This window comes from Lentilactobacillus parakefiri (assembly GCF_002157585.1).
Taxonomy (GTDB): domain Bacteria; phylum Bacillota; class Bacilli; order Lactobacillales; family Lactobacillaceae; genus Lentilactobacillus; species Lentilactobacillus parakefiri.
The window spans coordinates 1-14,041 of the sequence record NZ_BDGB01000001.1 but is presented as its reverse complement, the minus strand read 5'-3'; the positions used below and the strand labels follow the sequence as shown (position 1 = coordinate 14,041).

15 protein-coding genes are annotated in these 14,041 nt (G+C 43.9%); 7 read left to right on the top strand and 8 right to left on the bottom strand.

Annotated elements, in window-relative coordinates; translation table 11 throughout:
- Window positions 1-154: 154 nt before the first annotated feature.
- Window positions 155-421 carry a hypothetical protein gene (locus LPKJCM_RS00075; protein WP_057961773.1) on the bottom strand — a complete coding sequence of 89 codons (267 nt, stop codon included), beginning with the start codon at window positions 419-421 and terminating at the stop codon, window positions 155-157.
- A gap of 554 nt (window positions 422-975) precedes the next feature.
- On the opposite strand from LPKJCM_RS00075, the gene LPKJCM_RS00070 reads away from it, so the two are divergent.
- Together LPKJCM_RS00070 and aroD are read left to right on the top strand one after the other, a co-directional pair.
- On the top strand, window positions 976-1,992 hold the full coding sequence (locus LPKJCM_RS00070; RefSeq protein WP_057961774.1) for a polysaccharide deacetylase family protein: 1,017 nt from the start codon (window positions 976-978) through the stop codon (window positions 1,990-1,992).
- 115 nt (window positions 1,993-2,107) lie between these two features.
- Window positions 2,108-2,866, top strand: coding sequence for a type I 3-dehydroquinate dehydratase (gene aroD, locus LPKJCM_RS00065; protein WP_057961775.1), 759 nt, complete (start codon window positions 2,108-2,110; stop codon window positions 2,864-2,866).
- Window positions 2,867-2,907: 41 nt separating this feature from the next.
- Here the strand turns inward: aroD and LPKJCM_RS00060 are convergent, their stop codons facing one another.
- From LPKJCM_RS00060 to LPKJCM_RS00035, 6 genes are all read right to left on the bottom strand, one after another.
- Window positions 2,908-4,164 (bottom strand): MFS transporter, encoded by a 1,257-nt coding sequence (locus LPKJCM_RS00060; protein ID WP_057961776.1) that lies wholly within the window; start codon window positions 4,162-4,164, stop codon window positions 2,908-2,910.
- Window positions 4,165-4,692: 528 nt separating this feature from the next.
- Complete coding sequence (locus tag LPKJCM_RS00055) at window positions 4,693-5,547, bottom strand: transporter substrate-binding domain-containing protein (RefSeq protein WP_057961777.1); 855 nt, start codon at window positions 5,545-5,547, stop codon at window positions 4,693-4,695.
- Window positions 5,548-5,567: 20 nt separating this feature from the next.
- Window positions 5,568-6,308 carry an amino acid ABC transporter ATP-binding protein gene (locus LPKJCM_RS00050; RefSeq protein ID WP_057961778.1) on the bottom strand — a complete coding sequence of 247 codons (741 nt, stop codon included), beginning with the start codon at window positions 6,306-6,308 and terminating at the stop codon, window positions 5,568-5,570.
- Window positions 6,301-6,990, bottom strand: a complete 690-nt coding sequence (locus LPKJCM_RS00045) for an amino acid ABC transporter permease (protein ID WP_057961779.1) — start codon at window positions 6,988-6,990, stop codon at window positions 6,301-6,303. Before LPKJCM_RS00045 ends, LPKJCM_RS00050 begins: the two co-directional genes overlap by 8 nt.
- Complete coding sequence (locus LPKJCM_RS00040; RefSeq protein ID WP_057961780.1) at window positions 6,971-7,633, bottom strand: amino acid ABC transporter permease; 663 nt, start codon at window positions 7,631-7,633, stop codon at window positions 6,971-6,973. The genes LPKJCM_RS00045 and LPKJCM_RS00040 overlap by 20 nt, the downstream gene beginning before the upstream one ends.
- 344 nt (window positions 7,634-7,977) lie before the next feature.
- Window positions 7,978-8,727 (bottom strand): NADPH-dependent oxidoreductase, encoded by a 750-nt coding sequence (locus LPKJCM_RS00035; protein ID WP_057961781.1) that lies wholly within the window; start codon window positions 8,725-8,727, stop codon window positions 7,978-7,980.
- Between the two features lie 211 nt (window positions 8,728-8,938).
- On the opposite strand from LPKJCM_RS00035, the gene LPKJCM_RS00030 reads away from it, so the two are divergent.
- Both LPKJCM_RS00030 and LPKJCM_RS00025 read left to right on the top strand, forming a co-directional pair.
- Complete coding sequence (locus tag LPKJCM_RS00030; RefSeq protein WP_057961782.1) at window positions 8,939-9,619, top strand: VIT1/CCC1 transporter family protein; 681 nt, start codon at window positions 8,939-8,941, stop codon at window positions 9,617-9,619.
- 31 nt (window positions 9,620-9,650) lie between these two features.
- Window positions 9,651-10,355: a VIT1/CCC1 transporter family protein gene (locus tag LPKJCM_RS00025; protein ID WP_057961783.1), complete on the top strand. Its 705-nt coding sequence runs from the start codon at window positions 9,651-9,653 to the stop codon at window positions 10,353-10,355.
- Window positions 10,356-10,469: 114 nt separating this feature from the next.
- Here the strand turns inward: LPKJCM_RS00025 and LPKJCM_RS00020 are convergent, their stop codons facing one another.
- Window positions 10,470-11,165: a matrixin family metalloprotease gene (locus tag LPKJCM_RS00020; protein WP_057961785.1), complete on the bottom strand. Its 696-nt coding sequence runs from the start codon at window positions 11,163-11,165 to the stop codon at window positions 10,470-10,472.
- A gap of 423 nt (window positions 11,166-11,588) precedes the next feature.
- On the opposite strand from LPKJCM_RS00020, the gene LPKJCM_RS00015 reads away from it, so the two are divergent.
- From LPKJCM_RS00015 to LPKJCM_RS13320, 3 genes are all read left to right on the top strand, one after another.
- Window positions 11,589-12,362, top strand: a complete 774-nt coding sequence (locus tag LPKJCM_RS00015; protein ID WP_057961784.1) for a hypothetical protein — start codon at window positions 11,589-11,591, stop codon at window positions 12,360-12,362.
- Window positions 12,363-12,429: 67 nt separating this feature from the next.
- On the top strand, window positions 12,430-12,681 hold the full coding sequence (locus tag LPKJCM_RS13690; RefSeq protein ID WP_002816285.1) for an IS3 family transposase: 252 nt from the start codon (window positions 12,430-12,432) through the stop codon (window positions 12,679-12,681).
- A 5-nt stretch (window positions 12,682-12,686) separates the two neighbouring features.
- On the top strand, window positions 12,687-13,631 hold the full coding sequence (locus LPKJCM_RS13320) for an IS3 family transposase (protein ID WP_094193565.1): 945 nt from the start codon (window positions 12,687-12,689) through the stop codon (window positions 13,629-13,631).
- Window positions 13,632-14,041: the final 410 nt, after the last annotated feature.

The following is a 14,041-nucleotide window of genomic DNA, read 5'->3' as shown; positions in this document are numbered from 1 at the left end:
GATTATCTACCACAATAACGTCACGATGGTAGGCTTATTTGTTATGCCTTCAAGTACGATATTCAGACAACACACCAGATTAAACGCCGCAACTAATAAAACAACAAAAAAGATCTCCCACACGAGGAGATCTCCAAAGGATAGAAACTATCCTTCAACACCATTTGACAAACTTCCTTTTATTATCAGCATCTCTTCGATAGATTCCTTCACTTACTTGGTCGATAACTGCACCACCATTGGTTTCAATGGACTTGGTCGGGTCAATCGTCAATGGTTCACCTGGAATCGTTATTTTTAAGGCTTTTTCAGCGCTCTCTGCCCCGCCACCGACTGCTATCGACGCACAGCCACTTAATAAGACAGCCATAAACCCAATGACTATACTGACAATGGCTGTAAATCTAATATCCTTAAACATCGCAATTCCTCCAATAATTTTGTATTGATATCGATGAGATACAGCCGCGTTTGTGTCCATGAAACACAAAAAGCGTCCAATCAGAAGATAAACTTCTAAAAGGACGCTTTTGCGCGGTACCACCTTCATTGTGGAAAATCATTCCACCTCTCACGTACGACCGGTCGACTCGGTATACGTTGGCGCTGTATTGGGCGCACCCTAGTGACTCTTGGCGAATCACCGTGCTCAAAATTGACTTTAAGTGATTAAGAAATTACGTCTTCACAGATAACGACGCTCTCTTTAAACTTCTTAATACCGACTTTTCAATTTCTCTAAGCACTTTCTCATCGATATCTAATGTCATGTACAATAACGAATTTGAGAAATAATGTCAACACCCTTTCTCAAAATCACCGGCCACTTTGTATGACAATTCCAGCTAACATTGCCGTGTCATCAAGGCTTGACCGCACCCCCAAAAAATCAAAAATAAGTTTGATTGACTTCCCTCAAACGCAATGTGAAAATGTGATTGAAGTCAAATTTGAAAGTAATTTGGGGTGATCATCATGATCAACAAACGCGCATTGTTAACGTTCAGTATCGCAGCTGCATCGTTATTAACATTCAGTATCAGCAATCATTCAGTCCCACAAGCACATGCGGCCACGACTTTAACTTATGGAAAAATCACCAATAATAGTCTCCACCGGCTGGGTACCATTCGCCAATTGACCCGCGCTCAACTAGCTGAAGACCACAAATTAACCGGTAAACAGGTTCAAAATCTTATTTATCTGCCCTTACCGAAGCGATTAACTGCTCACAACTTTACCTTGAGTAAGACCAGCTTAACAATCCATTTGGTCAAAAATTCCTATGGCGTCAAAAACGTGGCTATCCCGCTCAACAAGTTAACCGGTATTATTCTCAATCGATATATGCCGTCGAAATACGACTTTGTTAAACCAAAGACGCCCAAGAAAGTCGTTGCTTTGACCTTTGATGATGGCCCGGATCCGACCTTAACACCGAAATTACTCAAAACCCTGAAACGCTACAACGTCCACGCCACATTTTTTGAGGTCGGTCAAAGTGTTAACCGCTATCCAAGCATTAGCCGGCTGGTGCTCAAATATGGCAACCAAATCGGCAACCACTCTTGGAATCATCCGGACTTAACAACGCTGTCTACTACCAAAGCGATTCACCAAATTGCTTTAACTGATGCGGCGATCTATAAGGCGACTGGGACGATTCCTACTTACATCCGACCGCCATACGGTGCAGTTAACGGCCGCATCGGCAACTTGTTTGACCGACCGATTGTTCGCTGGAACGTCGACTCGCGGGATTGGGCTTACTTAAATACGCCAAAGACCGTCAGCCACGTACTGGCAACCACTCACCCCGGGTCAATTATTTTGATGCATGATATTCACCCGACATCGGTTGCCGCTGTTCCACAAATTATTCGGTCATTAAAGAAACGCGGCTACACATTTGTTACCCTACCAACACTCATGCAAAAGCCGTTATTGGCTAATCTGCAGTACTTTGGCAGAGGTGACTTTCGTGGTTTCTAGTTCATCATTAAAGCTTCCCAAACCTGTGGGAGGCTTTTTGTGTGTTGCGAATGCAGCCACCACTTGGTAGAATTGGGACAAGATTTTCTGAGGAAAAGAAAGCGAGGCTTATGAGATGAGCGGAATGTTAACGGTTGGGCAAACATCATTTGTCACCGGCACGACCAAGATTGCGGTGCCGATAACCGGTAAGACCATGGATGCCATCACGACTCAGGCACAAAAGGCGATTGTCGCCCAGCCCGATGTCGTTGAATGGCGGATCGACTATGATCAAGACCTTTTGGATCGCGACATCTATCAAGCCACATACACCAAATTGCGTCCAATTCTGGGGGATACGGTTCTTCTAACCACTTTTCGGACTGCCAGTGAAGGTGGTGAAGCTGACCTTGAGGAGACAACTTATGTGGCCCTCTATAAGTGGCTGATTGATCACCAGCTGACAGACATGCTCGACATTGAGCTGCATTTCAGCGAAGCCGTCATTAGCGACTTGATCTACTTGGCACACCAACACAATATCAAGGTAATCTTAAGTGCCCACGAATTTCAAGGCACACCACCAGAGCTGGAGATTATCAGCTTACTTGAGCAAATACAGAATCAAAATGCTGATATTGCAAAGATCGCTGCCATGCCACGCAAATTCAAAGACGTCCTCACCATGATGCGGGCAACGGCAACAGAATCTGAAAAGCTGGATATTCCCATCATTGCGATTTCCATGGGCAATCTCGGGAGAATCTCTCGGATCACCGCACCACTGTTTGGCTCCGTTTTGAGTTTTGCGACGGTCGGTGATGCGTCAGCTCCGGGGCAGATTGCGATTGATGATCTGCGTAAAGAAATGGCACAATTTGACATTGAATAAAAAGGAAACCGCAAAGTTGTGGTTTCCTTTTAATGTGACTATTATTCATCTTTTGAACGTCCTTGACTAACCGGTGCTGCGCCGACATGAAGAAGTGCCATCATTGATTGGCCTGCATGCGCAAAAGCATTCCCATTGCTGATGGCCAGGGCGGTCACTACCACCAAGCCGGTACCGACCAGGCCAATCAGCACGTCAAAATTCATGACAGACTGAATGCTGGTTTTCGATAAGAGTCCGGTCGCAATCGGGATCGTAAAGGTGGCGATACTGCCAAAGGTAAAGTAAGTCCCCGTAATCACGCCTTTATGCTCAGGAAACATTTTCAACAAAACGTTCAGCGCAATTTGCATGACCCCACCGGCTGCTGTGAAGCCGAAAATAAAGCAGGCAATTGAGGTGACAATGACGGTTGATGTGTGGGTTACCGTGAGAATCGCGATTAGAGAAATCGTATTCGCCACCACTAACAATTTGGTTTCGGTGAAGTTCAATTTCAATAGGATGAACGTGACAATCACGCCGCTGATTGAACCAATACTGTACAGCGACAGCAGGCCATGCGAGATCAAGGAACTGTAACCAAGATCGTTGGTGGCGAACATACTGATCCACTGTGTAAACAAAATCATGATCGCCATGGTTGTGTAACCGTATAGTGCAAGCGCAACTGTCGCGATCACTCTGCGAATCTTGGAAAGTGATTGGTGCTCTTCACTGAATTCTTCATCAGCCCGATTTCGATCTGGAAATTCTGCGCCACGAAGAACGAACAAGTTGCCGATTAAGACCAACAGGGCACCGATAAATGACCAGCCGAACCATAATTGATGAGCTTCCAAAGTGGCAATGAATAGCGGCAGGATGAATTCACCCAAGCTCATGAAGGCTTTGATGAAAACGTTCGAAGCACTCGAGTTACCGCCCATTTCCACAAAGGTTGGGTAGGTGCCCGAATCAAGAGCCGAATTAGCAACTCCCGCAACAATCGCAAACAGGTAGGCGATTGCGATATTGTGGGTAAAAGGAATGCCAATGAAAAATACCATGTAGCTGAGGGTTCCGGTCAACACCAACTTTTGGCGGCCAAACCGATCAGACAGGTAGCCGAATAGGAAGTAGGCAATTAGCTTCCCAATCCCAATGCCTGAAATGACGTAGGAAACCGTCGCGATTGGGACATGCCAAAAGCCACCGAGGGCCTGCATATTTTGCGTTAAAATAATGAGTCCAATGCCATGAACCAGGTAGTTCAAGTACAGGGCCATTGATAGTCTGCGTCTGTTTGATTTCGTCATAATATCACTCTCCCAAGTTATGTAAGTAAACAAAAAGCCAGCCGGATATTAGAATCCAGCTGGCTAATTTCTTATTCACTCGCTTAAGAAATGATCCCCATCCAGCTAGACTCTAGCGTCTAGCTGGCAGCAACAAAGTTACGACTTTGCCCAGGTTAGACGCGAACGCGTTGTGCGCCCGCATCTGACGGGCGCTACTTAAACCATGCATAGCCGTAATAATAGGCATTCAATTGTTGACGTTGAGTAGTCATAGAGATAATTCCTTTCTTAAAATGTTGAATTCATTAAAACATACTAGAATCCCCTCGTCAACTCTAATTATTTTTTAATGTGCCAGAGTGGCATATAAAGCGCTTAGTTTTCAGAATATAAGCAGGCAATCCGAATATCCCGTACTTGGATATTTGGATTGCCTGCTTATATGGCCGGAAGGTGCTTTATATTCCATATTTCTGCAACGTAACATTTAAAACAATAGCAGCAGTTTGGGACGTAAATACTTTTATCCCACCCTCTGATGAATCCTTATTTCACCGGCAGAACAATATCAGACGGTTTAACTTCTTTACCGAAGTAAGGCTTCAACTGTGTGTTGTAATCCTTAACAAAGAAGCGCTGCTTGGTTAATTTGTTAATTTCCTTATTGGTCCAGTTAAGGAGTGACTTATTGCCCTTCTTCACAGCTGGAGAAATATAAGATTTAGGACCGATACTCTTAATGCCCACCGTGTAACTCGGGTTGTCCTTGGACCAAGCATAAAGGTATGAGTTATCGTCAGCCAGCGCAACCCCACGTCCATTCTTCAAAGCGTTAAATTGCTGGGTCTTGGAGTCAAACTTCAGCAGGTTCACATTAGGTTGCTTGGAAGTGAAGTAATTCTCTGCGGTCGTTCCCTTAGTCACAATTAAATTCTTACCTTTCAACTGGCTGGCTTTAGTAATCGCCTTGTTCTTAGGTGAAACCACCCCAACGGAAACTTTCATGTACGGTTTGGCGAAATCGATTACCTGTTTCCGTTCTGGCGTCACCGTGAAGTTCGCGAGCACTAAGTCAACTTTATTCGAGTTCAGAGCATCAACCCGGTTGTTGGCGTTAACTTGGACAAACTTAACCTTTACGCCGAGGTCCTTGGCGACCTGATGGGCTAAAGTAACATCGTAACCAACCCGCTTGCCGTCCTTGTTCACCCAGCCGTACGGTGGCAGGTCACCGAAAACCGCAATCCTGATTGTTCCGTTTTTCTTGATCTGTTGAACAGAACTTGGGTTATTGCTCTGCGAACTTGACTTCTTCGCGTTGCCGCAGCCGGTTAAAACCAGTAGTAGGGCAGCGAAAACACTCACGGCAGCGATAATTCGTGTAAATGATTTTTTCTTCATGAACTTGTTCCTCCTCAATATTAGAAATCCATACTATCCAAAAATGCTTGTGCGCGTTTGGTTTGTGTTGCGCTGAAAAACTGTTTCGATGGTGTTTGTTCCAAAATGTGACCATCTTCCAGGAAAATCACTCGATCAGCAATCTGCTGGGCGAAGTTCATTTCATGGGTGACCACGATCATGGTCATGTGATCAACATCAGCCAAATCTTGAATGATATTAAGAATTCCCCGGACCATTTCGGGATCCAGTGAAGCCGTCACTTCATCAAACAACATAAAGTCAGGATGCAGGGCCAGGGCGCGAACAATCGCCACCCTCTGCTTTTGACCGCCGGATAACTCACGAGGGTAGGCATTGGCATAATCCTCGAGGCCAACCCGTTCGAGCAAGTCTAAGGCTTCCTTTTTGGCAGCGAACTTATCCTGCTTTTGAACCTTGGTTGGTCCAAGTAAAATGTTATCCATGACGGTCAAATTTGGAAATAGGTCGTAGCTTTGAAAGACCATGCCGATCTTTTGGCGGATCTGCTGCCAATTCTTCTCGGTCGGGTTAATCTGCTCCCCCTCAAAGGTGATCGTCCCCTGCTGGTATTCCTCCAGACCATTAAGGCAGCGAATCAAGGTACTCTTCCCGGATCCAGACGGTCCCAACAACGTGACAACCTCGCCCTTATCTACGTGAAAATTAATATCGTGTAATACATATTTTTTCTGATAATACTTTTCTAAATGTTCAACCTGTAAAATCTGCTCAGCCATTTGCCCGCTCCAATCTTTTCTTTTCTAGTCGTTTGGCCCACCAAGATAGTGGATAATCGATCAGGAAATAGAATAGGAATATCAATCCATAAACCCAGAAAACCCCGGTTGGATGCGTGTGGTTATTGGCCTCAATAATTTGCTGGCCAATGTTGATTACATCCATCACCGAGATCAGCATCAAAAGTGACGTCGTTTTGATGACCCGAGTAGCCAAATTAATGGTCGCTGGAATTTCTAAACTGATCGCTTGGGGAATCAAGACATAGCGATAAAGCTGATAGCGATTTAACCCAATTGCCTTACCAGATTCGCGCTGATGTTGTGGCACCGAAATTAGGGCACCCCGGACGATATCGCTCATTTCAGCGGCGACCCATAAAGCGAACACCAAAGTGGCCAATTGGTCACCCGGCAGGTTGAAATTCAATTGGCGTGGCAAAATGTAATAAAACAGGAACAGTAGGACAACGGTTGGAACGATTCGGAAAAACTCAAGGTAAAGTCGCAGCAATACTCGCAGCGGCCGGTTCTTGAAGGTCCGCAAAACACCCAAGATAATTCCCAAAATCAAGCCGACAATCAAGGCCACTGCTGCAATTTTAACCGTTACCCAGAGGCCGCCGAGCAAGCGCTCAAAGTTGGTTCCTTCGAATAAAACACTAATTCCCGAATGATCCATAGCGAACCCTCTTTTCTAGTAAAGTCAAAATGATTGATAGCGGAATTAAAATGATCGCATAGCCGATGACCAACACCAATAGATACTCGTTGGACCGGTAATACATCCCAATCAAATCCAGCGCGGTGTTGGTTAGCTCAGGAATCGCAATCACCGTAAAGATCGAGGTTTCTTTAATCAGGAAGATGACATTGGCGGCCATTGCCGGAACACTTAACGAAAATCCCTGTGGAAAGACAATGTATCTGGCAAGCTGCCAGCGGCTTAGGCCAATCGCTTTGCCCGACTCTAATTGACCTTTGGAAACGCCATTGAAACCACCGGTAAATCCTTCGGCCATATAACTGCCGCCAAGAAAAATCAATCCGATGATGCCACACAACTGAGCACCAAATTTGATCCCGATGACCGGAAACGTGTAATACAAGAAAAATAGCTGAATCAACAATGGCGTGTTTCTGGACACTTCAACGTAAATCGAAGCCAGTTGATGAAGAACCGGCACTTTAAAGTATTGAAGCAGGCTCACAATTATACCAACAATGATCGATCCAATAATCCCGATAAAGGAAAGCCAAAGGGTCAGTTCGAATCCCTTTCCAAACATTGGCAAACTTTGTTGGATAATGGCCCAGCTGCTCATCTTCAATCATCTCCTTCCAAATTAGTTACAGTCATTTGAACGCAAAAACGTCCCTGACAACCAGCCTAGCTGGTTATCAGGGACGAATTACCGTGGTTCCACCCTTTTTTGCGACTTGTCTAACAACAAGCTGTCTCATTCTAAAAACTCTTAAGTTAAACACCACAACTCGGAGCGCACTTTCAGCTCATCTCTGTCCGCTCTTTCACTATCAGCGGTCGCTTAATACAGGACAACAGCTTACTCTTCTCCTCAACATTGTGAAATTCAAATGACTGTCGATCAATTACCTAATAGTGTAATGTTTAACCTCTTAAAAGTCAACTATTTTTGCTAATAATTGTTTAATGTGTCATGAATCCTTGTGCGCGAATCACCGCAAACAAGTCTGATCGAAGATTTCGGTTACCGCTGAGTTCAGCAACGATATGGTGGCTAAAGGTTTCCGATCGGTCATTACTCGTACGGGAGTGGTAATAAGCACTGGTCAAGCGATCATAATCGGCTAGTTTCCGGTCGAAGTTTGCATTCAGATGGTATTGGTTTTCGAAATGCATCGATGCCTTTGGCAGCCTAGGTTTTAGTTCTGGTTTGTCTTTTGGATAGCCGATGACAATTCCTAACAATGGAAATCTCATCTCAGGTAATTTTAATAATTGAATCATTTTTCTGGGATTATTCAGAATGCTGCCCATGATCGTGCCGCCTAAGCCCATGCTTTCTGCAGCCACCATGATGTTTTCGGTGGCGATTGCAGTGTCAAAAACACTGGCAAGAAATTTATCAGTTGAGTGCAAAATATATGGATCAACCCCTTGTGCTTGGGCGATCCGCAGATTCCGATACTGATCGGCCACCATCACAAAGTAATGGCCACCGTTGAGCATCCAAGGATGCCAGGTAATCTTGGCAATTTCTTTTAGCATCTCCGGGTCGGTGACACTGATAACTGAATATTGCTGAGAAAAGGTACTGGTCGAAGCATGCTGGGCCGCATCGACCAGCTCAGTGACTTGCCGTGAGCTCAATGGCTTATCTTCAAACTGACGAATACTACGGTGCTGGCTCAATTGTGTAATAATTGAATTGGACATGGTTGATCTCTCCTTATTCATAATGATTTGTCGCAATTCTCCAACTAACTATTTGATAGTGGTTCTAAATTAGTACTTTAAATCTAACCGAATAAGTGCAATGATAGGAACGTTAGTTGTAGCAATACTTTTAATTTACTTTCAACAAAAAAAGGTTTAGAATAATTTTTGTTAGATAACAATGATTACAAACTACAAAGTAGGTAAGTACATGGCAAAGAAAAGATCACTTTCACAAAAGATCAACGTTCTGCGGGCTTCAGTGATGGGAGCCAATGACGGCATCGTTTCAGTTGCCGGAATTGTTATCGGTGTTGCTGGTGCGACATCGAATAATTTTGCGATTTTTATTTCAGGTATTTCAGGCATGTTGGCCGGAACCGTTTCAATGGCTATGGGGGAGTGGGTCTCCGTTAATACACAAAAGGATTCTCAGCGACACGCAATCAGCCTTCAAAAAGCGGCGTTAAGTTCCGCTTATGACGATGAATTTAACACCGTCAAACACAAACTGATGGGTGACGGTATCTCCCCTGATTTAGCCAACCAGGCAACCAGCGAAATGATGACCAAGGATCCGATCAAGACAACCGTTCGCCAGAAATATGGCTTTAACGTTGGCGAATATACCAATCCCTTGTCAGCGGCAATTGCTTCCATGATTTCGTTTCCGACAGGATCAATTTTACCACTTTTAGCGATTACATTGTTCCCAAAGACCATTCGCATTCCGGCCACTTTCATTGCCGTTGTGATTGCTTTGGCAATTACCGGTTACACCGCCGCTCAATTAGGCAATGCCAACAAGACTCGCGGCATGATGCGAAACCTTGTTTCCGGAATTTTGACCATGTTGGTGACCTACACCATCGGAACTTTGATTGGATCTTGAACTTAATTTATAAAGAAGTGAGGCGAAAAATATGGTAAGCGTTCGTTCCAAAAAGAAAAAAAATGGGCAGACAATGGATGAAAAACTCAATACATTGCGAGCCGGAGTGCTGGGTTCAAACGACGGCATTTTGACCGTTGTCGGGGTGCTATTTAGTGTTGCCGTGGCAACAACCAACCAATTTACCATCTTCATTGCCGGATTATCCGACCTGTTAGCCTGTGCCTTTTCGATGGCATCGGGCGAATATGCTTCAGTTAGTACCCAAAAAGATACTGAACAATCTGTGGTTACTAAAGAAAGGGCATTACTGAAGACTTATTATCAGGACCAACTCGACGTGGTGTCTGATTATTACGTTGATCAGGGTGTCACCAAACAAACTGCCGATAAGATTGCAAAGGACTTGATGAGCAAAAATCCCTTGGAAACCATTGTCAGTGTCAAGTATGACCTTAAGTTGGGCCACTACATGAATCCGTGGGACGCAGCGTTCTCATCACTGTTCTCTGCCGCTGCGGGTGGTATTTTCCCACTATGTGCCATGACCCTTACACCGGTTGCTTTCCAGTGGCCGGCAACCATTCTGGCCGTTTGCCTTTCGGTTGGTTTAACCGGTTACCTGAGCGCCCGCTTGGGAAATGGGTTGGTCAAAACAGCTATTATTCGAAATATTATTGTTGGTATCATTACTATGATTATTCACTATTCTGTCGGGGTTCTGTTGGCCGTGTAATGCGATAAATGTAATACTTATAGTTTTTATCATAGGGAGTGGCATGGTGAGCCACTCTTTTTTGCGCAAAAATACCTTTAAATCTTGGAGCACGTAGTTATTATCCAACTGCCATCACCCCCTCGGCACCCCAGCATACAACTGTGCCAAATGTTTCGCATCAACTTCCGGAATACTATCCAGATAAGTTGGCGCAGCCTGCTGCATGATCGAATGGGGACTGTCACTATGCTCCAATCCCAGGTCATGCCCCAGCTCATGCATTGCCACACTTGCCTGCTCATTCACCGAATCGTAGTGGGCTTGTTTGAGCGAATCAACAATCAAATAACTTTTATTTTGATGAACGAATAGCGGAATTCCGTCCACGTGACCAAATTCCTCGCTGGTGTAACCAACAACCCCACCGGCGACGTTCTCAATCGTGCCGCCACCTTCCTGATAGGATTGCTTGACACTGAGAATGACGTCAGCTCGATCATCATTAACTGCTGGCACCAGATCAACTACCCCGACAGCATTCCAAGCTTTAACTGCCTGCATCCAGACATTTCGATAATGCCCATTCGTCCGTTTGGTAATAAAGTAGGCAACGATCTTGGTTGACCAATGAAAATTGGTTTTCGGACTATATGCCGGGGTATCCGTTGTATCAACCTGCTGGGTGGGGGTGTTACTTTGATCGACTAATGCTGGTGATAGATTGGTGGAAAAGCCTGCCAGCACAAATAACAGGCAGGCTATAACTGTCCCAATCGCTACCCAAATCATCTTCCAAATGAATTTTTTATCGAAAAATTGATCGATCATGATCATTCACCCAGCTTCATTCATTGACGCTTTTAGCATAGCACATACCAATGATAACGCGCTTAAGCAAACTTTGGGAGACACTAATGTTTGCGTCCCGACAGAAATTGCTAGCATTAAAAATGTGGCAAGTGCTAAAGATAGCTCCCTTAGATAGAAAAATGAGAACTTCTTTGATGGCTAGGCAAATGCCGGACACGCTCGAAGAACTGTAAACAATAAGTTAATCCAAGTTTACAAATTGTGGCGCTGGCTTTCTTGGCGTTAATTCTAAAGAGGTTCTAAACAGGCTCACAATGAATGAGAAGAAGCGCCAGGTTAAGTTGTAGCGAGTTGAACTCCTTACAAGTTGTAATTACCAGCCAAGAAAATAGCTATTTTGCAAGGAATTGGATACACTGTTAAGTAACTGGAGGGGAACGTATGAAGAAAATATTTATTAGCTTATCAGCAATTGCTGGTATCACACTGGGAACATTAAGTTTAGCAGCTGTATCTGTGTCTGCCAATAGCGTGAAGCGGGTGAGTTCTAGTTACATTAAGAAAAATAGCATTAAACATCGATTCTACAAATTAAATAGAGCTACCCAAACGTCTATCTATTATTATATTAATAAGCCGGGAACCGATCAGGATGCATTAACCAAACGTGCAAGTGTGACTCTGCCCAAGGGAACGGTTGTTGATTCCCAATTTACGGGTTTGAAAAATGGAAAGCACGTGCTTTATGGGACTGGAATCGATCTCAGCTATACTCTAAAGCATAAACTTCTTGGAAAAAATCGTTTAGTTGGTGGGCCAACATTCGCCATTAACTATTCTCAAAAAGCTGTGCGCATTAAGCGTCCAGTATATATGCTGCCATACGGCAATAATGTACTGTATTCCGGTGGGGTAACTGGCTTTTCGCAACTTGGGACATACCATAGCAATGCTGTTAAATTAACTTCTGATGGGTATATTGAATATTATAGGTATTCTAATCGGCGAGCGACTGAAAACATCATAAGTCGTTATCAAAGGCAGACAATTCCAACCAGTTATGCCAAGATAACTCGTTCAATTGTTAAGGGAAATACATTGTATTTATATTATGGTCATAACCTAAAAGGTGTTTCTGAAAAGAAAGTTCGCACTAAAGGCTCCTATAAATATCGTTTAGCTATTGCCAATCAGCACACGCTGGATGTAAGCTGATTCCTGAGACAACTTTTAAGAGAGGGTATAATGAATAAATCATCTCTCAAAAGGAAGGAATTTTTACATGCCAACTCGTTACGACAAAGAATTCAAACAAAACATTATCAACCTATATAAGCAAGGCGAATCAGCTGCCCAACTGGCCAGAGAATATGGCATTGGCTATTCAACCGTTCATAAGTGGATCCAGGGCCAGGCCAAAACTCAATCCGGTAAATCGCCAGACGAAATCAAAGCGATGGAAAAGCGACTGGCTTCGCTGTCTGAGGAGAACGAAATCCTAAAAAAAGCCCTGGGCTTCCTTGCGCAGAAGTAACCAATATCTTTGATTACATTCACCAAGAAAGCCATCACCACCAGGTAACCAAGATGTGCCGAATCCTCGGTGTTTCCAGAGCTCAGTATTATCGTTATCGATCCCCCAAACCTTCAAAACGCCGGGCCGAAGATGCGGACTTGAAACAACGGATTCTGCGGATCTTTGCGGAATTTAAGCAGCGATACGGTGTTATGAAGATCCACCATGAATTGAATCTGGAACTTCAACCACTGCAGCTTCGGTGCAGTCCACGACGGATTTCCCGGCTCATGAAGGAACTGGATATCCACTCCGTTACCGTCAATAAATGGAAAGCGGCTTCGGCTTCCAAAACCAAGGTTGAACAGCGTCCCAACTTGCTTAAGCAGGATTTCTCGACCACTGGTTTAAATCAAAAATGGACCGCTGATATGACCTATATTCAAACGAAGCGTAATGGCTGGTGTTACTTATCAACCATCATGGATCTGCACTCAAGACGAATTATCGGCTATTCGTTCTCAAAAAAGATGGATACTGATTTAGTCTTAAAGACCCTTGAAAGCGCGGTTAAAAATCGAACCATTACTGGGGACCTGATTATCCATACGGATTTAGGATCACAGTACACCAGCGATGATTACAACCAACGGTTAACAGAACTACATATCCGCCACTCATACAGCCGTAAGGGTTGTCCGTATGATAATGCGCCAATGGAATCCTTTCACGCTTCCCTCAAAAAGGAATGTGTTTATCCAGTGCCGGTCTTTGAGAATTATGAAACTGCCGCTGCTGTCCTTTTTGAATATGTGCATGCTTTCTACAACTTTCTACAACTTTCTACAATAGGAAGAGAATTCATAGTTCACTGGGCTACCAGACCCCCTTACAAGTTGAAATCGCAACACTTACGAGCCAAATGGCCGCCTGATTTAATGCTTTCCATAATTCAAATAAGTTATTAATCACGATTAATGATTTATTTGAGCTGTGGAAGGTAAACGCGGTTCTGAATGTCTCTTAAAACCTGTCTCAAATATTGACTTCAATCCACGCCTTATCGCTTAGACAACGACATTTCAGCTAGTATATACAAAGTAGAAAATCAGAATTTCTTTACCCTTGTAACGACATCAAAAGAATGAGGCTGGGACAAAAGTCCTAGTTAACGCAAAAAAGCTTCGGAAATTTTTCCGAGGCTTTTTTGCATTTTATGTAGCACAGAGAATTCAACTCTGCTATTCTTAAATCGACAAAAACCCAAGGATAGGAGTGAATCTCTATGTACAAACATTATAACAATAATCAAACCAATTTAACATTACCACTGGAAATTTCAATTTCAGAAACGCATATTGGCCGTGCCATTAGCGCA